Genomic DNA, 23105 nt, shown 5'->3' with positions numbered 1-23105 from the left:
TGGCAGACGCTCTACAGCCAACCCCACCGCGTCGCCAGCCACCCCAACTGCACCCGGCTCTTCGCCCCGGCCAGCGTCATCAGCCGCCGCACCTCGCGCTCGACGCTGCGCGGGCTGACCCCGAGCACGCGGTCCACGCGCGCGTCCTCCAGCAGCAGCGCCAGCAGCCGCAGGTCCGCCGGCGCCGGCTGGACCGGCTGGTCCCGGGGCTCCACTGCGGACGGCAGATCGGGGATCGGCAGACCGACGCAGGCGGCGTGGTGGCCGAGCTGCATGCGGGTCCGGGCGCCGGCGGCGTCCATCAGGTCCCGCACCGCGCGCTGCACCGTCCGGCGGCTCACCGCCAGCCGACGCGCCACCGCGTCGTCGGTCAGTCCGGTGATCAGCAGCGCCAGGGCCCTGGTGGGCCGCGCGTCAGGGCCCGGAAGCCAGCCCTTGTCCTGTCGCATCACACCTCCGATCGCAGACATCTCTTCATCATCCGTCACCGCCACGATGACACGGAACCGGTTGCCACCGGAACAGGTCGGCGAAACATACCGCGTATCCCTGAGAGGGTCTCTCAGCGCGGCCCATCGACGCTGACGCACCGACCCACTAGTGTCGAATCCTGACGTCGGATCCAGAAAAAATCCAGAAGAAGCACAGGTGAGAGGGCATGAGCGGCAACGACGACGCTGGCAGCCGGGACCGCATCGACGAAGCACATCGCAAGGGCCCCGACTCCCCGCCTCTGCCCGACGAGACCATCGGCGCGAACCTGGCGCGGATCGCGGCCGCCTATCCGGAACGCGACGCTTTGGTGGAGTTCGCGACCGGCCGCCGCTGGACCTACGCGCAGTTCGACGCCGCCACCACGGAACTGGCCCGGGGAATGCTCGCGGCCGGCGTCGCCAAGGGCGACCGCGTCGGCATCTGGTCGCCGAACTGCGCGGAATGGATCCTGGTGCAGTACGCGGCGGCCAAGGTCGGCGCGATACTGGTGAACCTCAACCCGGCGTACCGGGTCCACGAGATCCGCTTCACGCTTAAGCAGTCCGGGGCCAGCCTGCTGTTCGCCGCGACTCAGGTGAAGTCCAGCGACTACGTCGCGATGGTGAACGCGGTGCGCGAGGACTGCCCCGAACTCCAGGACGTCGTCTACATCGGCACCCCCGGCTGGACCTCCTTCGTCGAGCGCGGCGCGACGGTGCCCGACTCGGTGCTCGCCGACCGCGAGAGCCGCCTGCACACCGACGACCCGGTGGACATCCAGTACACGTCCGGCACGACGGGATTCCCTAAGGGCGCCACGCTGTCGCATCGCAACGTCCTGGGCAACGGCTACATGGTCGCCGAGGTGCAGGGCTGGACGCACGAGGACCGCGTCTGCCTGCCGGTGCCGCTGTACCACTGCTTCGGCATGGTGATGGGCAACCTCGGGGCCACCAGCCACGGCGCCTGCATGGTGCTGCCCGGCCTGCTGTTCGACCCCGCCGACACACTGCGCGCGGTCTCCGAGGAACACTGCACGGTTCTCTATGGCGTTCCCACCATGTTCATCGCGGAGTTGGCGCTCCTGGAGAAGTCCCCGGACACCTACGACCTCAGCTCCCTGCGCACCGGCGTCATGGCCGGCTCGCCGTGCCCGGTCGAGGTGATGAAGCGGGTCATCGGCGAGATGGGCATGACGGACGTGACCATCGCCTACGGCATGACCGAGACCTCCCCGGTCTCCACCCAGACCCGCCGCGACGACAGCCTGGAGCGCCGCGTGGCCACCGTCGGCCGGGTCCACCCGCACGTCGAGATCAAGATCGTCGACCCGGACACCGGCGCCACCCTCGGCACCGACGAGCCCGGCGAGCTGTGCACCCGCGGCTACAGCGTCATGCTCGGCTACTGGGATGAGCCCCAGCGCACCGCCGAGGCCGTCGACGCCGACGGCTGGATGCACACCGGCGACCTGGCACAGATGGATCCGGACGGCTACGTGGCGATCGTCGGCCGCATCAAGGACATGGTGATCCGCGGCGGCGAGAACGTCTATCCGCGGGAGGTGGAGGAGTTCCTCTATGCGCACCCGGACGTGGAGGACGTCCAGGTGATCGGAGTTCCCGACAAGAAGTACGGCGAGGAGCTGATGGCCTGGGTCCGCCTGCGGCCCGGCGCCCAGCCGCTGACCGCCGAGGACGTCCACGCGTTCTGCGAAGGACACCTCGCGCACTACAAGATCCCGCGCTATGTGCACATCGTGGACGGGTTCCCCATGACGGTCACCGGGAAGGTCCGCAAGGTGGAGATGCGGGAGCAGGCGGTGGAGATCCTCGGGCTGGGGTGAGCGGTTCGTCTACCGAGCCGCGTTGAAGCCGCCGTCCGAGTTCAGCACCTGCCCATTGATCCAGCCACCGCGCTCGGAGCACAGGAATGCGACCAGCTCCGCGCAGTCCGCGGGAACGCCGTTGCGTCTCAACGGAGTGTGTTCTCTGATGTAGGTCTCGAGGTTGTCGTCCATCCAGCCCGTCTGCGTCGGCCCCGGATCGACGGCGTTGGCGCTCACCCCGAGGTCGCGCAGCTCTACCGCGGCGGCCAGTATGAGCCGCTCCAGCGCGCCCTTGCTGGCCCCGTAGGGCAGGTTGTGGACGATGGCGCTGCTGGTCAAGGCGATGATGCGACCGGCCCCGTGCGGACCGGCGAAGCCCTTGGCGTACTCCCGCACCAGCAGCCACGACGCGCGCGCGTTGACCGCGAAGTGCCGGTCCCAGGCCTCCACGGTGGTGTCGAGGATCGAGGAGTCCACGGACTCGCAGTGCGCCATCACCAGGGCCGTGACGTCCCCCAGCGCGCCGCGCACGTCGGCGAAGACCGCCTCCGGCGTCTCGGCGAGCGCCAGGTCCGCCTCGACAGCGTGGACCCGGGCGCCGCGGGCCTGCGCGTCGGCGGTGATGGCCGCGAGCGCCTCCTCATCACGGCCCCAGTCCATGCGGTCGTCGTAGGCGCGCCAGTAGGTGAGCCCGATGTCCCAGCCGTCGCGCGCCAGAGCCCCCACGATCGCCGCGCCGATCCCGGCCCTCCTGCCCACTCCGGTCACGAGCGCGACAGGGCGCTGATGCTGCGTCATGGGCGAGCAGTCTGGTCCAGGCGACGGAGGGGGTCAACGCGATTTCCGGTCAGGCGGCCTTGAGCGTGACCTTGACGACCTGCGCCAGCGACGGATCCGGCTCGGGCGGCAGGTACCCGGAGCAGCGCATCTGGAACATCACCGTCGCCCCCGCGGCGACGTAGTCCAGTGAACCCTGCGGGCCACTGGTGTCGATGCTGCCGTCGGAGCCACCGGTGCAGGTGCCGCCGGCCTTGATCTTGAGATCAAGGGTCACCTGGGCACTGACCCCGTTGTTCTCGGGATTGGTGAACTGGCCCGTGACGACGATGTCGACCTGGTCCGTCGCCACGAGCTGCTGGATCGTCACCGCGTCCTTGTAGTTCTTGGGGCCCCCGCAACCGGCGGCCCCGCCTGCCGCCAACACCACCGCGGTCCCGAGTCCCGCGACGCGCGCGGTCCGACGACGTGCCATCAGAATTCCTCCCTTGCCGAAGTACCCGGCAAGGATTCGGTAGGCCGACCGCGTCGTGTGAGGGCACAAGTCCCCGCATGCCTGTTGCGCGCCGTCAGGCCTGGAACAAGATCGACAGTGCGACGTCCGCCTTGGCGCGTTCGAGGCTCGCGGCGTCCTCGCTGGCGCCGAAGGCCAGCGCCGGGACGAACACGAAGATCGCGCACCGCCCCGCACCGTCAGTCTCCGGTGTTCCGCCACTTGACCCAGAACGCCGACAGGTCCCTCCCCGACACACTCTGCGCCATCGCACGCACGTCGGCGGGCTGCTCGACTCCGTACTCGAACTCGGTCACCAGCCCGCGCAGCAGCCGGTCCATGGCGTCGCGGCCGATGGTGTGCTCCAGGTCGAACAGCATGCACGTGCCCTCGTGGTAGATCGCGTCGTGGTAGAGGTTGTCCCCGGCGTTCCCGTAGACGTCCATGGAGTCGTCCATGCGCTCGTCGGCGGCGATCCAGTCGCAGTTGTGCGCCGGCGTCGTCGAGCCCTGGAACTCCTCGGCGCTGTACTCCGCGAACGCCTCGTCGAGCCACGGGTGCCGGTACTGGTCGTCGCCGACGAGGCCGAACCACCACTGGTGCGCGACCTCGTGCGCGACCGCTCCCTGGTAGGCGGAGGCCAGGACGTAGTTCGGGTACTCCATCCCGTCGAAGGCGGCGCCGAACTCGTCGAACACGATCGTGAAGCGCGGGTAGGGGTAGGCGCCGAAGCGCGCGGAGTAGGAGTCCAGAGCCTGGGCCGCATAGCGCATCAGGTACTGGCAGTTGGAGTCGCTCTCGGAGTTCGGCCAGTAGGCGTCGACCTCCACGCCGGTGGCGCTGACCATGCTGTCGTGGTGGAACGCGCCGGCGGACCAGGAGAAGTCGCGTACCTTCGGCGCCGTTATATGCGTGATGACTCTGTTCCCCTCAGGGGTCTCTCCCGCTATGGCTCCGGTCGAGGGGACCTGCAAGGTCGCCGGGTGGTCGAGGGTCACGTCGTAGTCCGCGGTCACCGAATAGAAGCTCTCGCCGAAATCGACGTACGGCGGTAGCTCCCAGCCGTGTTCGTCCTTGACGGCCAGAACCGCTAAAGCGTCTCCCACATACGTATCCACACCGTTGACCCCGAACCGGTCACGCCGCGTGGGAACGTCTATCGCTATATCGAACCCGATCTGAGTGCGCGCACCAGGCGCCAAAGCGGTGTCGAGCACTATGCGGAACGCAGTGCACTTCTGCTCCGTCTCCGCTATGGAGCCGCCGCTCAGGTCGCTGATGCGTTCCGGCTGTGCGGCTCCGCAGCCGACGTCGCCGTTGCCCCACAGGCGTATCCAGAACTCCCGGATAGGAACGCTCCCGGAGTTCGCAAAGGAGATCTGCTCGGTGCCGTTCCAGGAGTGCCCGGTTACGTCGCTCTTAAGCGCGACCGTATAGCGCGCCTGATCTGGTGCGCCGGGATCGCCCTGGGGAATCGCCACAGTGCTCTTGCTTATAGCCGCGTAGTCCCCGGCTCCGGCCGGACTGTCTGTAGCGATTCCCTCCGCATGGGCGGGGAGCCCCAACGAATGTGGTCCCAACGGTGCGGCGATCCACACAGCCACCGCCACCGACATCGCCGCCCCACCCAGCGGCACCCACAACCCGGCCCGCCTTAACGCGGACACACTGTTGGAAGACGTCATGCCACCCCACCCGCCCCATCGCCGTTTGCACCAGCCCTGCTAAACCTCCAGACCACCTGGGAGGTGCGAAACGTCACTACGCGGATGAGCCAGGGACGAACTTGTGATCGTTCTGAGACAGTGGGCGGCGGCGATCTTCCTCAGGAACGGCGCAAGAGCGCCAGATACATAGCGTCGGTACCGTGCAGATGCGGCCAGAGCTGGACATCGGGACCGCCGCCGAGCTCCGGCACGCCGGGCAGCAGCGGCCGGGCGTCCACCCGCTCCACGTCCCGCCGCGACTTCACCACCTGGCGGACCACGTCGCGCGTCTCCTCCAGGTGCGGTGAGCAGGTCACGTAGGCGACCAGTCCCCCCGGCCGCACGGAGTCCAGCGCCGAGGACAGCAGCCGCCGCTGCACCCGGGTCAGCCGTTCGAGGTCCTCCGGCCCGCGCCGCCAGCGCGATTCCGGACGCCGCCGCAGCGCACCGAGTCCGGTGCAGGGGGCGTCCAGCATGACGCGGTCGAAGGAACCCGCCTGCCACGGCGCGCGGATGCCGTCGGCGGCGATGACCTGGAGCGTGCCGCGGCCCGCGCCGGAATCCGCGCCCCCGTCTACACCAGCGCCGTCGCGCTGAGCAGAGCCGGATGCGGACACGGTGCCAGTGCCGTCGGCCGTCACAGCGCCAGTGTCGCCCGCGCCGTCCGAACCCACCAGCCGATCCCCGTACCCCCGCAAAGCCCGCCGCACCAGCTCGGCCCGATGCGGTGCGATCTCGCTCGCCAGCAGCGACGCCCCGCGCTCCAGCGCCAGCCCGGCCAGCAGCGCGGCCTTCCCGCCGGGGCCGGCGCACATGTCGAGCCAGAACTCGTCCCGGCCCTCCAGCGGAGCCGCCGCCAAGGCGGTGGCGACCAGCTGGCTGCCCTCGTCCTGCACCCCGGCGCGCCCCTCGCGCACCGGCGCCAGCGCGCCCGGATCGCCGCCGGCCAGGTACGCGGCGTACGGCGAGTAGCGCGCCGCCAGCGCCCCCAGGTCCGTCAGCTCCGCCACCTCCGCGAGCCCCGGCCGCGTCACCAGCGTGACGCCCGGGCGCGCGTTGTCGGCGTCCAGCAGCTCGCCGATGTCCTCGTGCGCGCGCTGCGCCCCGCGGTGCGCCTGCAAGGAGTCCCACATCGCTGAGACGATCCACCGCGGATGCGAGCGCGACACCGCGAGGTAGCCCTCCGGGTCGTCCTGCGAGTTCGGCGCGATCCGGTCGACCCACGCCTGCAGATCGCGCTGTCCGACGCGGCGCAGGACCGCGTTGGCGAACCGCGAGGCGCCCTCGTTGGCGGCCGCGCGGACCAGGTCCACCGTCGTGGACACCGCGGCGTGCGGCGGGACGTCCATCGCCAGCAGCTGGTGCGCGCCCAGGCGCAGCGCGTCCAGTACCACCGCGTCCACGGCGTCCAGGTCGCGGTCCACGCAGGCGGCGATGACCGCGTCGTAGGTGCCGAGGCCGCGCAGCGTCCCGTAGCACAGCTCGGTGGTGAAGGCGGCGTCCCGGCCGGTCAGGCCGCCGTCGCGCAGGACTCGGGGCAGCAGCAGGTTCGCGTAGGCGTCCCGGGTGCGCACCGCCTCCAGGACTTCGAGCGCGGCGGCGCGGGCCGGATCGGTGGAGGTGGACGTGCGCGGTGCCATGGTGAACTCGCTGTTCCTTTGTGACGGGGCTGTGGGTGATGTGGGTGATGCGGCCGGAGTGCTCAGACGAACGCTTCGTCCCCGCTCAGGCGAAGCCCTCGCGCCCAGTCCGCCGCCGGCATCCGCCGCTTGCCCTGCGGCTGCACGTCGCCCAGCCGCACGGTGTGGCCGCTGCCGGTGCCCACCATCAATCCTCGCGAGTCGTGCACGATCCGGCCCGGCGGGATGTCGGTGGCCCCGGGCAGCGCGCTGACCGGGAAGATCTTCACCCGCAGGTCCTCCTCGCCGTCCCGGCCCGGCAGGACGGTCCAGGCGCCGGGGGCCGGGGTGCAGGCCCGGACCAGGCGGTCCACGCGCAGCGCCGGGGCCGTCCAGTCGATGCGGGCGTCGCCGGCCAGCACCTTCGGGGCCAGCGTGACGCCGTCGGCCGGCTGCGGGACCGGGCGCGCGGTGCCGTCCTCGATGGCGTCCAGGGTGGCGGTCAGCAGCCGGGCCCCGGACTCGGCCAGCCGGGCGAGCAGGTCGCCGCTGGTGTCGGTGCGGCGGATCTCGTCGGTGACGGTGCCGTAGACCGGCCCGGTGTCCAGCCCCTCCTCCAGCAGGAAGGTGGAGGCGCCGGTGATCTCGTCGCCGGCCATCAGCGCCTGCTGCACCGGGGCCGCGCCGCGCCAGGCCGGCAGCAGCGAGAAGTGCAGGTTGACCCAGCCGTGGCGCGGGACGTCCAGCGCGGACTTCGGGATCAGGCCGCCGTAGGCCACGATCGGACAGCAGTCCGGGGCGATCGCCGCCAGCCGCTCCAGGAACTCCGGGTCGCGCACCTTCTCCGGCTTGAGCACCTCGACCCCGGCCTCCTCGGCCAGCTGCGCGATCGGCGAGGCCTCCATGCGGCGGCCCCGGCCGGAGCGGGCGTCGGGGCGGGTCAGGACCGCGGCCACCTCGTGGCGGGAGCTGGAGTCCAACAGGGCGCGCAGGGACGGCAGCGCGGGCTCGGGGGTGCCGGCGAACAGGACGCGCATCGTCAGATCGCCCGTCCGAAGGTCGCGTGCGGGGACACCTTCACGACCGGCTCGACGCCGTCGTCGGCCCAGTCGGCCAGCCGGATCGCGCGCATCGCCTTCTTGCGCCACTCGCGGTCCAGGCGGTCGATGAACAGCACGCCGTCCAGGTGGTCGGTCTCGTGCTGGATGCAGCGCGCCAGCAGCTCGCTGCCCTCGACCTCCACCGGCTCGCCGTGCATGCTCCAGCCCTTGGCGACCACGCGCAGGGCACGCTTGCAGGGGAAGGCCAGGTCCGGGATGGACAGGCAGCCCTCGTCGCCGTCCTGCTCCTCCTCGGACAGGTCCAGGCTGGGGTTCACCAGGTGGCCGAGCTCGTTGTCGACGTTCCAGGTGAAGACCCGCAGGCCGACCCCGATCTGCGGGGCCGCGAGGCCGGTGCCGGGCGCGTCCAGCATCGTTTCGGTGAGGTCCTTGACAAGGGTGCGCAGCTCCTTGTCGAAGTCGACGACCGGCGAGGCCGGCGTGGTCAGGACCGGGTCGCCGAAGAGACGGATGGCCTGGACGGTCAAGGGTCGCGCTCCGTTCATGGGTGTACGGGATTCGGCTATCTAGTGTACGGAGCCCGGAGGCGGTGGCGGAGCGTGGCGGTTCGGCTGCACCGCGCTCACCGGGGCAGCCGGCCGCTCAGCCGATCTGCTCAGCCGATCTGCACCGGGTCGATGCGGACCCGGACCCAGTCCTCGGCCTTGCGGGCACTGCGGACGCCTTGGGCTTCGCGGACCGCCGCGGACAGCTCGCCGCCGAGCCCTCGGGGAACGCGGACCAGCGCGCGGTGCAGCTGCTGGCGAGGACGCTCCTCGACGGGCTTCGCCTTGTCGGGACGCTCCCCCCGACCGAGGCGGTCGGGGTTCTTGCCGACGCGCGCCTCGGACTTCTGGGCCGCCCGCTCGTCATGCCGCGGGGCGTCGATCGCGACCGGGCCGAGTACCTCGGCCATCTCCGGCAGCCGCAGCAGGCTCAGCTCCTCGGCGACGGCGGCCGGGGTACCGGTGAGCTCGGCGACCCGGGCCAGCGGCGGGTAGTGCAGCTCGCCGCGGTCGGTGAGCTCGCGGCGTGCGTGCCACACCGGATCCCAGCGAACGAGGGCCTGGACCGGGGCCAGATTGGGCTCGGCCATGATGACGACCTTGCCGCCTTCCGTGCCCGGGCGCACCAGTGCGGCGGCGTTAAGCCAGCGGCGCAGTGCCTCCTCCCCGGAGCGCAGGTCTCTGCGGGCCAGGAGGGACCAGCCGTCCAGGAGGAGCGCGGCGGCGTACCCGCCGTCCGCCACGGGTTCGGCTCCGGGAGTCGCCACTACGAGGGCCGGCTTGTCAGACACCTGTGAGAGAACGGTGTCCTGCGCCGAGGAGATGATTTTGGTGTTCGCGAACGCCCGGCCGAGTTCTTCAGCGGTGCGATGGACGCCGACGGCGAGCATGCGGAAGCGGTCGCCGCCGCAGGGGCGGTCGTTGAGGATGCCGTCGCAGCGCCAGCCGCCGGCCGGGCGTCCGCACCAGAGGCAGGAGGCCATGGCGTGGCCGGAGGAGAGTTCCAGCGGGCCGTGACAATGGTTGCAGCGTGCGTGCTTCCTACAGCGGATGCACGCCAGGGAGGGTGCGTAGCCGCCGCGCGGGACCTGGATGAGGACGGGGCCGTCGTCGAGGGCGGCGCGCGCCGTTCGCCAGGCGAGGTTCGGGAGGCGGGCCGCTGCTGCGGCGGGATCCCTTTCCTTCTCCAGTTCCTCTCCAGAAGTACGGATAAGGGGAGACTTCGCGCGGACTGTAGAGCGGAACGCAGTAAGGGGATACGCCCATCTGCTCTCTACTAGCTGTGCCCCTTCTGCGGTACACGTATAGCCGCCGATGAGTGCGGCCGCACCTGTGGCGTGTGCGCGCAGGAGGAGCACTTCGCGGACGTGCGGGTAGGGGGCGCGCGGTTCGGCGTGGAGGTCGTCGCCGTCGTCCCAGACGGCGACGAAGCCCAGGTCGGCGACCGGGGCGAACATCGCGGAGCGGGTGCCGATCACCATCTTCACGTCGCCGCGCAGGACGGCCAGCCAGTTCTGGTAGCGCTTGGCGGGGCCGAGTTCCTCGGACAGGACGACGTGGTGGCCGGGGCCGGCGACCTCGGTGAGGGCGGCGTCGAGGCGGGCCAGGTCGCGGTGGTCGGGGACGATGGCCAGTGCGCCTCGGCCGGGGATGCGGAGGGGGTCGGTTGCGACGGGTGCGAGGGTATGCGCTTCGGTTTCGGCTCCACCGCCACCGCCACCGCCGCCTCCACCTCCACCTCCGTCTCCGTCTCCGCCGCTATAGCGGTCATCGTCCAGGTCGCGAAGGCTCTCGGGGTCGATGTCGTAGTCGGTGGGCAGATCCGGATCCGGGAGCGCTGGATCAGTCGGATCGGGCGCGAGGTCGGGGGTGGCCGGGTCGTCGACTACAGCGTCGGGGTCCGCGGCGGCCGTCTCTGCTTCCTCGTCAGCCACCTGTACCTGTGCCGCCTCGATTTCCGGCAACACCACTGCGTCCGCAGCCACGGCGTGCATAGCGGTGGCGATCGCTGTAGCCCAGCCCGTAGCCGGCAAGCAGGTCCACACTGCACGCGGCAGCTTCGGCGCCGTCTTGCTCTGCAGTGCCTTTATGAACTCCCGGCCTCCGCCATACACACCCCAGGGCGCTCCATCGACCGGCTTGCCAGGACTGCTCTCCGGCCCCTTAGCCGGGGTCTTCTCCGCACTCGCGTGTCGCGGCGGTACTGCCAGACGCAGGACGTCCGCAAGCGTTCCCGCATAGCGATTCGCGACAGTGCGGGAGAGGTCCAGGATCTCCGGTGTCAGGACGGGCAGCGGCGAGACGACCTTCTGCAGCCACTCGAACCGGCCCGCGAAGTCCGACTCCGCCGCGCGGCCGATGACGAAGCCGTCGACCAGCTGGCCGGCGAATCTCACCCGGACCCGGACGCCGGGTTGCGCATCGGCGTCCAGATCAGCCGGGACGAGGTAGTCGAAGGCGCGGTCCAGGTGGCTGAGCTCCAGCGACAGGACGACCTGCGCATAGGGCAGCTCCGCCGCGGGTTCGCGCGCCGGCTTGGGCTTGGCCTGGCGTGCGGATTGACGGGCGGTGCGGCGGGCGGTTTGGCGAGCGTCCGCCGATTCGTCCTCCGGGGTGGGGGCGTCCAGCAACGGAACCTCAGTCGGCTTGTCGTCCGGCCTTCCCTCCGTGTTCTTCTGCTCCAGCGCCTCCACAGTGTCAATTTCTACCTGATAGCAGTGACACCGGTCCTGTGGGCGGGCAGGTTCGGCGCGGATAGGCTGCCGCGCATGTCTGAAGATCGCACCGTTGTCCCGGGATTCGCCCTGTCCGTCGCCGACGCCGTCCTGGAGCCCGTGGCCCTGGACCCGTCGCAGGTCGTCGCCGGTGCGCCGGAGGTCTCGGAGCTGGTGCTGAGCGAGTCGGCGGACGGCCGCGTGGTGCGCGGGATCTGGCAGATGACGCCCGGCGTGGTCACCGACACCGAGGCCGACGAGCTGTTCGTGGTCCTGTCCGGCCGCGCGACCATCGAGTTCGCCGACGGAACGGTCCTGGAAGTGGGCCCGGGCGACACCGCCATCCTCACCGAAGGTGCCGAAACCCGCTGGACCGTCCACGAAACCCTCCGCAAGGTCTATCAGGCAACTGTCTAGTTCCCCCCAGATCACCCGTTCGGGCGCTGACATCCCCCAACCGCCCCATCTATCCTGAATTCATCCGAATAAAAGGGGTCGGGCACGAAAAAGGGCTGACAAACCCAAGGGGGAATCCACCATGATCGACGCCTGGCTGCTCTTCGGCCACGTCATAGGCACCGTGATCCTGGTCGCCGGCATAGGCCTGGAGGTCTACGCCGTCACCGCCGCCGGCCGCGCCACCACCGTCGCCGAACTCCGTCTGGCCGTCCGAGCCGCCCGCACCCTCCCGGTCCTGATGCCCCTGGCCACCCTCCTGATGACCGGCTGCGGCCTGGCGCTCACCGCCCACGACCCGCAATTCCACTTCGGCGACGCCTGGGTCGTGGCCGCCATCGGCATCGTGGTCGCCATCTCCGTCGTCGGCGGCGGCTTCAGCGGCCGCCCCGCCACCCGCCTCCTCGACGCCGCCGACGCAGCCCCCGAAGGCACCCTCCCACCCCACCTGGCGCACCTCACCCGCGACCCGGTCCTCCTGGCCAGCGCCCGCATCACCGCCATAGCCGCCACCTGGGCCATCTGGCTGATGTCCATCCGCCCCCACGCAACCGGCACCCTCCTCTCCCTAGCCGCCGCAACCCTCCTGAGCACCATCGCCATCGCCACCTCCACCACCCCCACCCACCCACCCATCGGCACCGACGCCGACGCCGCAGCCGCCGCCGGCGCGGGCACCGGTCCCGGCGCGAGCACCGGCCCTGGCGACGCAGGACGCCGAGCCACCGGAGCCGCTTGAGCGCCGGGCACTCGCCGCTCACCGCCCCGCCGCTCGCCGCTCACCGCCCCGCCGCTCGCCGCTCACCGCCCCGCCGCTCGCCGCTCGCCGCTCGGGGCTCGCTCGCGTCCGGGGCACACCGCTCGCCGACCCGCCGCTCGGGGCACGCCGCCTCGCTGCTCACCGCCCCGCCCCTCGCCGCTCGATGCTCGCCGCCCCGCTCCTCGCCGCCCAGCCGCTCACCGGCCCGCCGCTCGCCACCAGCTGCCACCCAGCACGCCGCTCAGCACCGACACCCGCCGCTCGGCACCGAGCACTCACCGCTGGACACCCGCCGCCGCCGCGCGACACTCGCCGCCCGCTCGACGCTCACCCCTCGACAGCAGCGACTCGCCACCCGATCCCCGCTCGCGCTCGGCGCCCAGCGCCGACATCCGCCGATCAACGTTGGGCTCGGCGCTCGACACCAACGTCCACCGCTCGACGTTGCGCTCGCCGCTCGGCGCCAACATCCACCGATCGGCGCTGCGCTCACCACTGCCACACAGCACTCACCGCCGACCACTCGGCGCCCACCCCCCGACAGCAGCTACTCGCCACCCGTCACTCGGTGCTTGGCGCTCGGTCCTCGCCGCTCAGTGCTCAGTGCTCGGCGCTCGGCACTCGGCACTCGGCACTCGGCACCGAGATACACCGATCAGCGTTGCGCTCACCACTGGCACACGGCACCCGCCGTCCGCCGCTCGCACTCACCCTCGACAGCAGCTACTCGCCACCCTGCACCCTGCTCGGCGCTCGGTGCTCGGCACCGACATCACCGATCGGCGTTGCGCTGGCCGCTGCCACACGGCACTCGCCGCCAACCGCTCACGTTCACCGCCCGACACCTGCCATTCACCACCCGGCACGCGCCGCAGCGCTCGGCGATACTCGGCCCTCGGCCCCCGCCCCTCAGCGCAATCCATTCGGCACGGTAGGCCGCACACGCCAGCGCTTGGCACTGGCGTGCGAAACCGGCATCAGTGAACCGACACCCGCGCCGCCCGTTCATCAGCCATAAGGCTCACAGCGCTCGCGGACTCCCCGGGCCCGGGCCGACCGTTGAGCCATGACCACGACGCCCGAACCGCCCCCGGCCCACGACGACGAGTCCGGCGCGAGTGGCGCGTCGGGTGTGAGCGACCCGACCGGTGCGGCCTCAGCCGGCGCGACCTCGGGCGGTGCCGCGGCGGGGTCCGGGCTCGGCGCTGGTACCGGCGCTGGTACCGGCGCTGGTGCCGGGACCGGCGGGCCGACCAACCCGGCCGGCCCCGCTGCCGCCGGCGAGCCGGCCGACTCCGCGGACGACCGCTTCGATCGCCGGATCGCCCTCGGGGTGGTCGCGGCGCTGGCCGTGGTGGGTACGGTTGGGCCGTTCGGGTGGCATCTGCTGTCGAATGTGACCGGGTCTTCGAATGCGTCCGGTGGTGTGGCCGCGGTGGCTGCTGGCGGTGGGGGTGCTGGGGCGAACGGTGCCGCGGCCGTGATTGTCGCCACAACCAGCAGTCCGAGTGCCAGTCCCACCACGTCGGGCAATTCCGCCGCCGCGAGTGCGAGTGCCTCGTGCTCCGCCGCGGTCGCCGGGGCCAAGACCGGCAGTGGTACGGCCCCGTCCGTCAATGCCTGGGTCGTCAAGGCCGCGCCGAGTGTCAGCGCTCTTCGGACCGACTCCGCCACGCTGAAGGCCGTCGTCGTGAGCCAGGACGCGGCCGCCGTCCCCGCCGCTGCCAAGGCCCTGTGCGACAACGTCAGTACCGCGAGTCTGCTCGACGCCAATCCCGAAGCCGTCAACGCCACCGGCTGGCAGGCCGCGCTGAGCGCCTACGTCGCCGCCGCGACCGACGCCCTGGCCGGCGCCAACCATCCGGCCTACTTCCAGGCCGCTCGGGCCCAGCTCGCGCAAGGCGAACAGGAACTCGACGTGCTCACCGCGCACATCACCGCCACAGCAAACCAGTGATCAGTAGCCGCTGATCAGGAGCCACCGACCAGTAGCCGCTGACCAGTGACCGGCGATAGGCGACACCAGCACCAACGACGTCGCCGGCTGCGTGCCAGCCAACCCACCCTCTACCGCCCCACCCGCAGCCCGCTCTCCCCGTCAAAAAGGTGAATCTCCCGCGGATCCGGCACCACCCCGACATGAGCGCCCGCCCGCGGCGCGTCATACTCGTCGCAGCGCACGATCACCGTCCGCCGCGCGCGTCCCGTGCCCATCTCGCAGTGCAGATACGCCGTGTGCCCCAAGCGCTCCACCACGCCGACCGTGGCGTAGATCCCGTTTCCGGGTGCCGCGATCTTCGCGTGCTCCGGCCGGAATCCGACCAGCACCGATGGGGACGTCAGGGGCTGCGCCACCTCCACCGGCACCTCGAACACGTCCAGTTCGCCGATCAGGGCCCAGCCGTGCTTGTACGTGCCCGGCACCAGGTTCATCGCCGGGGAGCCGACGAAGCCGGCCACGAACTCGTTCACCGGGTGGTCGTACAGGCGGCGCGGGGTGTCGACCTGCTGGAGCATGCCGCGGTTCATGATGGCGATGCGGTCGCCCATCGCCATGGCCTCGACCTGGTCGTGGGTCACGTACAGGGTCGTGATGCCGCTGCGGCGCTGCATGTCCGCGATCTTCGCCCGCGCCGAGGCGCGCAGCTTCGCGTCCAGGGCGCCGAGCGGCTCGTCCATCAGGAACACGCGCGGTTCGCGCACCATCGCTCGGCCGATGGCCACGCGTTGCTGCTCGCCGCCGGACAGGGTTTTCGGGAGCCGGTCCAGGCGCTCGGTCAGGTTCAGTTCCGCGGCTATGCGGCGGACTCGGCGGGATACGGCCGAGGCCGGGGCGCCCGCCAGTTCCATGCGGAAGCCCAGGTTGCGGGCCACCGTCATGTGCGGGAAGAGCGCGTAGCTCTGGAAGACCATGGCCAGGTCGCGGTCGCCGGGGGGCATGCCCTCCAGGTCCCGGCCGTCGACCAGGACCTGGCCGCCCTGGACCTCCTCCAGGCCGGCGAGCATGCGCAGCGCCGTGGTCTTGCCGCAGCCCGAGGGGCCCAGCAGGACCAGGAACTCGCCGTCCCCCACGGACAGTGTCAGATTGTCAACGGCCTTGCGTTTCCCTTCCGGGTACGTGCAACTTGCGCGAATGAAATCGACTGTCGCCACACCGCCACCGCACTTCACAGCCCAGGTGACCGGCCTCGGTCCGCCCCGCCGCGCCGGTTTTGAACGCGGACGTTACGCCTGGCTGAACGGTGTCGCAATACCCTTCCTCTTTTGTCCTTCTCCGGGCGCCGGACATGACGCCAAGTGCGGCATATGACCGCAGGGTAAATGTGTAATTCTCATCTTGGGCTGTGGAACTTGCCGGGGAACTTGCCGGGGAACTTGCGGGGGAACACGCCTGCCGAAGGCGCGCCCCGGACGCCGGCGATGAAGGCGGCCCGAACCGCGCCCGGCGGCTACGGCTTGTTCGCCCCGACGGCCCACATGGCGAAGAATTGAGATCCGCCGCCATACGCGTGTCCCAAAGCCAGCCGCGAACCGTCCACGGCGGCCTCCACCTGATGCTCCCCGGCCTGGCCGCGCACCTGCTGGGCGGCCTCGGCGAAGCGGATCATGCCCGAGGCCCCGATCGGGTTCGACGACAGCACTCCCCCGGACGGGTTCCACGGGATGTCGCCCTCGAACGCGGTCGCGCCGGCCTCGGTGAGCTTCCAACCCGCGCCCTTCTCCGCGAACCCGAGGTTCTCCAGCCACATCGGCTCGTACCACGAGAACGGCACATACACCTCGGCCGCGGCGAACTGCCGCCGGGGCTCGGTGACGCCGGCCTGCCGGTACACGTCGGCCGCGCAGTCGCGCCCGGCCCGCGGGTCCACGCTGTCCCGGCCGGCCATGCCCATCGGCTCCGAGCGCATCGCCGCACCGTGCACCCAGGCCGGACGCCGCCCGGTCGCGGCGCTCGCGGCCTCGGCCGCCCGCTCCGAGGCCAAGACCATCGCCGCTGCACCGTCCGAAGAAGGACAAGTCTCCAGATAGCGAATCGGATCCCACAACATCATCGATTCCTCGACCATCGCGAGGTCGATGTTCGGGATCTTCAAATGCGCGTAGGGATTACGCAACGCATTGATCCGGTCCTTGACCGCAACCATCATCCCGATATTGGCCGGTGCACCGGAACGCCGTATATAAGCCCGAATATACGGCGCGAAATACCCGCCGGCGCCGACCACCAGGGAGGCGGAGAACGGCGAGTGCATGGACAGCGCCCACGTCGCGTTCGACTCCGACTGCTTCTCGAACGCCACCACCAGCACCCGCTCGTGCACCCCGGCCTGCACCTGCGAGGCCCCGACCAGCGTGGTCGAACCGCCGACCGAGCCGGCGGTGTGCACCCGCATCATCGGCTTGCCGGCGGCGCCGAGCGCGTCGGCCAGGTACAGCTCGGGCGTGGCGACGCCCTCGAACATGTCCGGGGCCTTGCCCAGCACCACCGAGTCGATGTCCGCGAACGTCAGCCCGGCGTCCTCCAGCGCGCGCAGGGCCGCCTCGCGGACCAGCCCGGCCAGGGACACGTCGGCGCGCTTGGTGCGGTACTCGGTCTGCCCGACGCCGATCACGGCGCAACGGTTACCCATGCTCACCGCTCCCCTTCGAGGACGCATACAAGGTTGTGCTGCAAGCACGGCCCGGCGGTGGCGTGCGCCACCACACGCTCCGCGCTCCCGTCGTGGATCCGCGCGGCCGCCTCGCCGATCCGGATCAGCCCGGTCGCCATGATCGGATCGGCCTTGCGCGGGCCGCCGGAGGCGTTCACCACGGTCTTCTCGCCGAGCCCCAACTCCTGGCGCAGCAACGCCTCCTCGTGCTCGAAGCGCGTGTGGAGTTCCGCGAACTCCACAGGCCCCGCGCCCACACCGGCCTTCTCCGCCGCCAGACGCGCCGACACACTGCGCGTCAGGTCCCGCGCCCCGATCCCGTGCGGTTCGATCCGGTGGTCCAGCCCCCGGATCCACGCCGGACGCGCGCACACCCGCCGCGCCGCGTCTCCGGCGGCCAGCAGCACCGCGGCGGCGCCGTCCGTGGCCGGCGGCGGCGTGGGATCCGGGTCGACGTCGAACCCGGCGTCCTTCAGCGCCCGCGCCTGGAGCCCGGCCATCGCGACGTGCCCCGGGACCAGCGGCGCCAGGTAGTAGGGGTCGTATCCCAATGAGCTGATGCCGACCTGGTCGCCGACCGTGCCCTTGCCGAATCCGTAGACCAGCGCGACATCGACGTCGCCGTGCTGGATCCGCACCCACGCCTCGTACAGTGCCCAGGCCGCGTCCTGCTCGACATGGCTCTCGGCGATCGGCGGCCACGCGCCGATGGTGTCCAGCGCCGCGACGAACGAGAACGGCGTGCCGACCAGGTAGTCGTTGGACCCCGAACAGGTGAAGCCGATCTCGGAGCGTTCCAGCCCGGTCGCCCCGAGCACCTCGTTCACCAGCGGCATGACCAGGTCCGCCTCGGTCCACCCGAGGTCGGAGAAGCTGTGTTCGCTCTGCGCGAAGCCGACGACCGCGACATCCCTCATCACACGTACTCCTCAAACCGCTCGAACGGGATGTCGGGCTCGCCGGTCGGCGCGAACCACTTCAGGTTCTTCACCGACCGCGTCCGCTCGGCGTCCGGCACCCACACCGCCCGCACCCGCATCCCGATCCGAACGTCCTGCCACGGCACGTCGGAGATGAGGACGAGCATCGCGATGTCGGCGCCGTCCAGCAGCACATAGCCGCTGATGAACGGCACCTCCGGGGCGCCGGCCGCCGGCACGTTGTTGACCGCGAACGTGGTCAGCACCCCGGTGTCCGGCAGGTCCACCCACTCGGTCGCCGGCAACCCGTCCGCAGGGCACGCGCCGCGCGGCGGGACGTAGACCTTGCCGCACGCCGCACACCGCGTCGCGCGGATCTGCCCCTCAGCCATGCCGTCGATGAAGTGGTTCCACACCGTCCCGGGCCGCAGCCGGTACTCCAGCCGGTGCGGCAGCGTGACCACCGTGACCGGTTCAAGTTCCGCCTCCCCGGCGAGCGCCTCCGCTTCCCCGGCAAGTGCCTGCCCCTGCGCCGGCGCCGGCACCTCGGCCGGACCTTCTCCGGGCACGAAGCAGGTGATGTCCTTGACCGAACCGGTCCGCTCCGCGCGCCAGGTCGCGTGCACCCGCATCCCGGTCGCCATCGCCTCCGCCGAACCGCTGTCCACGGCGTGCAGCATCGCGGTGTCCGCACCGTCGGGCTTCACCAGCGCCCAGGCGAAGGGCCGGTCCAGCGGATGGTCCGGGCGCGGTGCGTCGACCCAGGTCCAGCTGGTCACGGTCCCGGCCGGGCCGACCTCGACCCAGTCCTCGTCGGCGGCGCCGAGGGCGGCCGCGGTGACCGGGTCGTACTCGGTCGGCGGGAACAGGACCTTGCCGTCGGGGGTCTTCACACCGTAGATCCGCCCGGAGCGCAGGCCGGTCAGGAAGCGGCCGATCACCGGGCCGGTGGAGCGGGTGTAGCCGCCGGGGAACTCCAGGACGTGCACCGCGTGCCCGTCGGAGGAGGAGGCCGGTGTGGGCGCGGTCTGAGTCGGCTGAGTAGTCATCTGGCGATCCCGGGCCTCAGATCGCGCTCTGGTGGCCGGCCCAGTACGGGTCGCGCAGCCGTCGCTTGAACAGCTTGCCGTTGGGCTCGCGCGGCAGCTGGTCGGTGAAGTCCAGGGTCTTGGGCCACTTCAGCCGCGCCAGCCGGCCGTCCAGGGAGCCGATGATCTCCTGGGCCAGTTCCTCGGAGCGCTCGTAGCCCTCGTTGAGCTCGACCACGGCCTTGATCTGCTCGCCCCAGTCCTCGTCCGGGATGCCGAACACCGCGACGTCGCCGACGGCCGGATGGCGCAGCAGCTCGCCCTCGATCTCGGCCGGGTAGATGTTGACGCCGCCGGAGATGATCATGTCGATCTTCCGGTCGCACAGGTAGAGGAACCCGTCCTCGTCGAAGTACCCGATGTCGCCGACCGTGAAGAAGCCGTCGCGGCGGTTGGCCTCGGTCTTGGCCTTGTCGCCCTTGTACTCGAACTCGCCGATCATCATCTTCATGTAGACGGTGCCGGGGATGCCCGTGGCGACCTCGGCGCCCTCGTCGTCCAGCGCCTTGACCTCGCTGATCGGCCAGGCCTTGCCGACCGTGCCGGGATGGGCGATCCACTCCTCGGGGGTGGCGATGGTGCCGCCGCCCTCGGTCGCGGCGTAGTACTCGTAGATGACCGGGCCCCACCAGTCGAGCATCGCGCGCTTGACGTGCTGCGGGCACGGCGCTGCCGCGTGGATCGCGACCTTCATGGATGACACGTCATAGCGCTGCTTCACCTCCTCCGGCAGGTGCAGCATGCGGTGGAACTGGGTCGGGACCATGTGCGTGTGCGTGGCCTTGGTCCGCTGGATCATCTCCAGCGTGCCCTCGGGCGTCCACTTGTCCATCAGCGCCAGCGTGTGCCCCATCTGCAGCGCGTTGCCGCCGAACTGGGTGACCGCGGTGTGGTAGTTCGGCGAGGTGACCAGGTGCACACCGCCGCCGCCGGGGGTGATGCCGAAGAAGCCGGGCAGGACGGTCCCCAGCTCGGCCATGTCGTCCGGGTCCTGGCCGGACAGCGTGCGCCGCACGCCCTTGGGCTTGCCGGTGGTCCCGGAGGTGTAGTGCATGGCGGTGCCGTAGCTGCGGTTCTCGGGGTTGTCAGTGCTCTGGCCGGCGCGGAACTGCTCCAGCGGCGTGAAGCCGGGGATGTCGCCGCCGACGCTGATCAGCGCATCCTTCGGCAGCCCCTGCCCCTCCTTCTCCAGCTCGGCGACGGCGGCCAGGCCGATCTCGGCGAAGCGCACGTGGCAGAAGAAGGCCTTGGCCTCGGCGTCGTGGATGATGTAGGCGATCTCGGGACCGGCGAGGTGGAAATTGATCGGGGTGTAGTAGAACGCGGCCTGGAGCGCGGCGGCGTAGATCTCGACCATCTCCACCACGTTGGGCATCAGCAGCGTGAGCCCGTCGCCGTCGGCCAGGCCGAGGGCGCGCAGCGCGTGCACGGTCTGGTTGGCGCGCGCCAGGACGTCGCCGGCCTTGTGCTCGCCGCCGGCTTCCTCGATGACGGCGGTCCAGTCGGGGTTGGCTTGCGCGATTCTCCAGAAACCCAGCCCTGCCATGCGCGACTCCCGCCTTGGAGACATCTGATGGATCGTCAGTAGTGGAGTACAACACGGCCCCTGAGAGGCTGCAAGGGTTTCGCGGGGCAGAACTAGAACGAGTTCTCGTTCGCCCGGGAACGCTTGCCGACGGCTCGCCGGCGAGCGATGCGCGGCGCCGACGAGCCGTGGCGGGAACCGTCAGTGACCTGTCATACCCGCGTGGTAGCGCGAGACCATGGCGCGGGCGAAATTCACGAGCCACTGCTGATCGGCCGCCGAACTCAGGTCGAGCGGCTTGTCCTCGGTCCAGATCGCGTCCTGGGCATAGGCGGCGTTGGTCACATCGGCGCGCAGGATCGTGTCGCCGATCCGGACCACGACGCTGACCATCCCCAGGCCCGGGACGTCCGCTTCGAAGGCTTCGTCGCCGATGCCCGCCGGCAACGGGACGACCTTGTCACCGCTGTAGTCGACCGGCCCGTTCTTGCCCTTGCACCCGTTCTGCGCCGCCGACCGGACCTGCGCCATCGTCTGCGCACCGGTGCCGGCACGAAAAGGGAATTCGCCTTCATACACCGTGCCCGAGATGCCGTCGGGCAACTGGCCCCAATAGCGTGCCTCCGATCCGGCCTTGGCCACGGGGACAGTCCGAGTCGGAACACAGCCGTTGGCGATCTGGTACTGCAGGGGGCTTCCGCCTACGCCCCCTGAGGTGTCGAAAGCCCACCCTTTTCCCAAGTCGGCAGGCTGCAGGAGCCTCCCGTCGGAGTCCGGCGGCGGGATCGGGTGCCAGCCGGGCGCGACCGCCGGATCGGCCAGCGCCGCGGCGAGGGACTGCTCGCTCCAGGGTGTCGGGTGGACCACGGTCGTCGGGTCCGGCACCGAACCCTGCCGCCCCGAGGTCCAGAAGTCCGTCGCGATGACGGAGAAGACTTCGCCGTCGAAGAACTGGCGCACCGCGACCATCGCGGTCCCCTCACCGATCCGCACCGAGGCGGTGCCGATCGTCGAGCCGTCCGCGAGGTGCGTCTGGGCGCACGCCGACCACTTGACCGACACCGACGGCGTGATCCCGGCCCCGGCCAGCCCCTGATCGTGACCGACGGCGAGCGCGCACAGTCCGGTGAGCTGATCGGTGCCGAGCACACCGGTCGCCACGCTGGGGACGGATCCGCCGGGGGAGGCGAACTGGAAGCTCAGCTGGCCTGCCGGCCGTGGGGCGTCGGTGATCCAGACCGAGCTCATGCCGATCGCGGTGGCCTGCTTGACCTCGGCATCACCGACGGAGACGACGCGCACGTCGTCCGACTTCCCGACGATGTGCGACAACGACGGGTCCAGGCGCCCCATCACCACCGCCAAGTCGGCCACCGCCGGCTCCGGCGCATAGGCCTGCAAGGACTTGTCGACAGGACCGAGATAATCGGTGTGCTTGAAGACTTCCGCCAGCGGCCTGTTCCCCCACCCACCGCCCGGCCCGGGCTGCGACCCGAGATCGGCGGTCCCCGCGCCGAGACCGACCGCCACGGCCGCCGTCACCGCCACCACCCCCGCCAGCCCGCCGCCGGCTCCGGCCGTGCGCAGTCGCCGCCGCCGGTCCCCGGAGCGCGCGAGCACCATCGCATCGGCGGTCCACACCGGCTCCCCGGCCCCCCGGGTGCGGTCGAACAGGTCGCGAGCCCATTCCAGTTCCAGGTCCTCGGTCATGCTCATCCTTCCTTCCACGTGAGCAGATCGGGGTCGGTGGCGTACTCGGGCCTCGCGAGTTCCGCGCGCAACGCCGCCAGTCCCCGGGACGTCTGGCTCTTGACGGTGCCGAGCGAGCAGCCCAGCAGCCTGGCTGTCTCCTCGACGCTCTGGTCCTCCCAGAAGCGCAGCACCAGGACCGCGCGCTGCCCGGCGGGCAGCGCGCGCAGCGCCGCGACGAGCAGGTCGCGGTCGGCGGCGGCCTCGTCGACCGGGCCCTCGGCGGCCGGCGGATCGGGCAGCCAGTCCGAGGCCGAGTGCTCCCAGCGCCAGCGCGCACGGCGCTTCTCGTCGATGCAGGCGCGCAGCAGGGTCTTGCGAAGGTAGGCGTCCAGATCCTCACGGCGGCGGACGCGGCCCCAGGCGGCGTGCAGCTTGATGAGCGCGATCTGCGTCAGGTCCTCGGCCTGGTGCCAGTCCCCGCACATCAGGTACGCCGTGCGCCGCAGCGTGGGCGAACGGGCGGCGACCAGTTCGCTGAACTCGCCGTCGTCGGGTCTTCTCATGGGGCCACCCCTCGTGATCGCACTGCGTGCAGGAGCTACACGAGGGTGGGGGTGCTTCAGGTTGTCACGCCGCACGGGGCGACCGACACCGGGGCCTCTAGAGCGCGGAAAGAGACCCCGGTGTCCCGGTCACGTCTGCCCTCGGCGCAACCGGTTGGGGCGCCGGGACCCGTACAGGTCACCGGTGCCAGTTCGCAGAGTACGGTGTGACAGGCGGTGACCGCACGGTTAT

19 protein-coding genes are annotated in these 23105 nt (G+C 70.9%); 4 read left to right on the top strand and 15 right to left on the bottom strand.

The features are described from left to right. Positions 1-11: 11 nt before the first annotated feature. Positions 12-470, bottom strand: coding sequence for a helix-turn-helix domain-containing protein (locus tag ABIA35_RS17910; RefSeq protein WP_370344988.1), 459 nt, complete (start codon positions 468-470; stop codon positions 12-14). A 188-nt stretch (positions 471-658) separates the two neighbouring features. Between ABIA35_RS17910 and ABIA35_RS17905 the strand changes: the two genes are divergently transcribed. Further along, positions 659-2320 (top strand): AMP-binding protein, encoded by a 1662-nt coding sequence (locus ABIA35_RS17905; RefSeq protein WP_370344989.1) that lies wholly within the window; start codon positions 659-661, stop codon positions 2318-2320. A 9-nt stretch (positions 2321-2329) separates the two neighbouring features. Here ABIA35_RS17905 and ABIA35_RS17900 read toward each other — a convergent pair whose 3' ends face one another. The 7 genes from ABIA35_RS17900 to ABIA35_RS17870 form a co-directional block, all read right to left on the bottom strand. Further along, on the bottom strand, positions 2330-3100 hold the full coding sequence (locus ABIA35_RS17900; protein WP_370358617.1) for an SDR family oxidoreductase: 771 nt from the start codon (positions 3098-3100) through the stop codon (positions 2330-2332). Between the two features lie 49 nt (positions 3101-3149). Next, complete coding sequence (locus tag ABIA35_RS17895; RefSeq protein WP_370358616.1) at positions 3150-3554, bottom strand: hypothetical protein; 405 nt, start codon at positions 3552-3554, stop codon at positions 3150-3152. Between the two features lie 218 nt (positions 3555-3772). Next, entirely contained in the window at positions 3773-5053 is a 1281-nt protein-coding gene (locus tag ABIA35_RS17890) for a M1 family metallopeptidase (RefSeq protein ID WP_370358615.1), read from the bottom strand. Positions 5054-5397: 344 nt separating this feature from the next. Continuing rightward, a complete protein-coding gene (locus ABIA35_RS17885; protein WP_370345079.1) occupies positions 5398-6984 on the bottom strand; it encodes an RsmB/NOP family class I SAM-dependent RNA methyltransferase in 1587 nt (528 codons plus the stop codon). Beyond that, positions 6981-7934: a methionyl-tRNA formyltransferase gene (gene fmt / locus ABIA35_RS17880; protein ID WP_370358614.1), complete on the bottom strand. Its 954-nt coding sequence runs from the start codon at positions 7932-7934 to the stop codon at positions 6981-6983. Before fmt ends, ABIA35_RS17885 begins: the two co-directional genes overlap by 4 nt. A 2-nt stretch (positions 7935-7936) precedes the next feature. Beyond that, the gene (gene def / locus ABIA35_RS17875; RefSeq protein WP_370344994.1) at positions 7937-8485 is read right to left on the bottom strand and encodes a peptide deformylase; all 549 of its coding nucleotides are present in this window, start codon (positions 8483-8485) and stop codon (positions 7937-7939) included. Between the two features lie 128 nt (positions 8486-8613). Then, positions 8614-11196, bottom strand: a complete 2583-nt coding sequence (locus ABIA35_RS17870; RefSeq protein WP_370358613.1) for a primosomal protein N' — start codon at positions 11194-11196, stop codon at positions 8614-8616. Positions 11197-11271: 75 nt separating this feature from the next. Here ABIA35_RS17870 and ABIA35_RS17865 point away from each other — a divergent pair, with 75 nt between their 5' ends. From ABIA35_RS17865 to ABIA35_RS17855, 3 genes are all read left to right on the top strand, one after another. Beyond that, positions 11272-11634, top strand: a complete 363-nt coding sequence (locus ABIA35_RS17865; RefSeq protein ID WP_370358612.1) for a cupin domain-containing protein — start codon at positions 11272-11274, stop codon at positions 11632-11634. Positions 11635-11755: 121 nt separating this feature from the next. Continuing rightward, complete coding sequence (locus tag ABIA35_RS17860; protein WP_370358611.1) at positions 11756-12412, top strand: hypothetical protein; 657 nt, start codon at positions 11756-11758, stop codon at positions 12410-12412. Positions 12413-13499: 1087 nt separating this feature from the next. Beyond that, positions 13500-14390 (top strand): hypothetical protein, encoded by an 891-nt coding sequence (locus ABIA35_RS17855; RefSeq protein ID WP_370358610.1) that lies wholly within the window; start codon positions 13500-13502, stop codon positions 14388-14390. A gap of 110 nt (positions 14391-14500) precedes the next feature. Here ABIA35_RS17855 and ABIA35_RS17850 read toward each other — a convergent pair whose 3' ends face one another. The 7 genes from ABIA35_RS17850 to ABIA35_RS17820 all read right to left on the bottom strand — a co-directional run bounded on the left by ABIA35_RS17850 (position 14501) and on the right by ABIA35_RS17820 (position 22873). After that, positions 14501-15586, bottom strand: coding sequence for an ABC transporter ATP-binding protein (locus ABIA35_RS17850; protein WP_370344999.1), 1086 nt, complete (start codon positions 15584-15586; stop codon positions 14501-14503). A 296-nt stretch (positions 15587-15882) separates the two neighbouring features. Next, positions 15883-17064, bottom strand: a complete 1182-nt coding sequence (locus ABIA35_RS17845; RefSeq protein ID WP_370358608.1) for a thiolase domain-containing protein — start codon at positions 17062-17064, stop codon at positions 15883-15885. Between the two features lie 2 nt (positions 17065-17066). Further along, complete coding sequence (locus tag ABIA35_RS17840) at positions 17067-18002, bottom strand: lipid-transfer protein (RefSeq protein WP_370345001.1); 936 nt, start codon at positions 18000-18002, stop codon at positions 17067-17069. Continuing rightward, the gene (locus ABIA35_RS17835) at positions 18002-19054 is read right to left on the bottom strand and encodes a Zn-ribbon domain-containing OB-fold protein (RefSeq protein ID WP_370345002.1); all 1053 of its coding nucleotides are present in this window, start codon (positions 19052-19054) and stop codon (positions 18002-18004) included. Before ABIA35_RS17835 ends, ABIA35_RS17840 begins: the two co-directional genes overlap by 1 nt. 16 nt (positions 19055-19070) lie before the next feature. Further along, a complete protein-coding gene (locus ABIA35_RS17830) occupies positions 19071-20639 on the bottom strand; it encodes an acyl-CoA synthetase (protein WP_370358607.1) in 1569 nt (522 codons plus the stop codon). A gap of 180 nt (positions 20640-20819) precedes the next feature. Then, positions 20820-22328: a hypothetical protein gene (locus ABIA35_RS17825; RefSeq protein ID WP_370358606.1), complete on the bottom strand. Its 1509-nt coding sequence runs from the start codon at positions 22326-22328 to the stop codon at positions 20820-20822. A gap of 2 nt (positions 22329-22330) precedes the next feature. Next, entirely contained in the window at positions 22331-22873 is a 543-nt protein-coding gene (locus ABIA35_RS17820; protein ID WP_370345005.1) for a SigE family RNA polymerase sigma factor, read from the bottom strand. Between the last annotated feature and the right edge of the window lie 232 nt (positions 22874-23105).

Source organism: Catenulispora sp. MAP12-49 (assembly GCF_041262705.1).
In the GTDB taxonomy this organism is placed as follows: Bacteria; Actinomycetota; Actinomycetes; order Streptomycetales; family Catenulisporaceae; genus Catenulispora.
The sequence above is the reverse complement of the archived record's forward strand: the minus strand, read 5'-3'. Positions and strand labels throughout refer to the sequence as shown.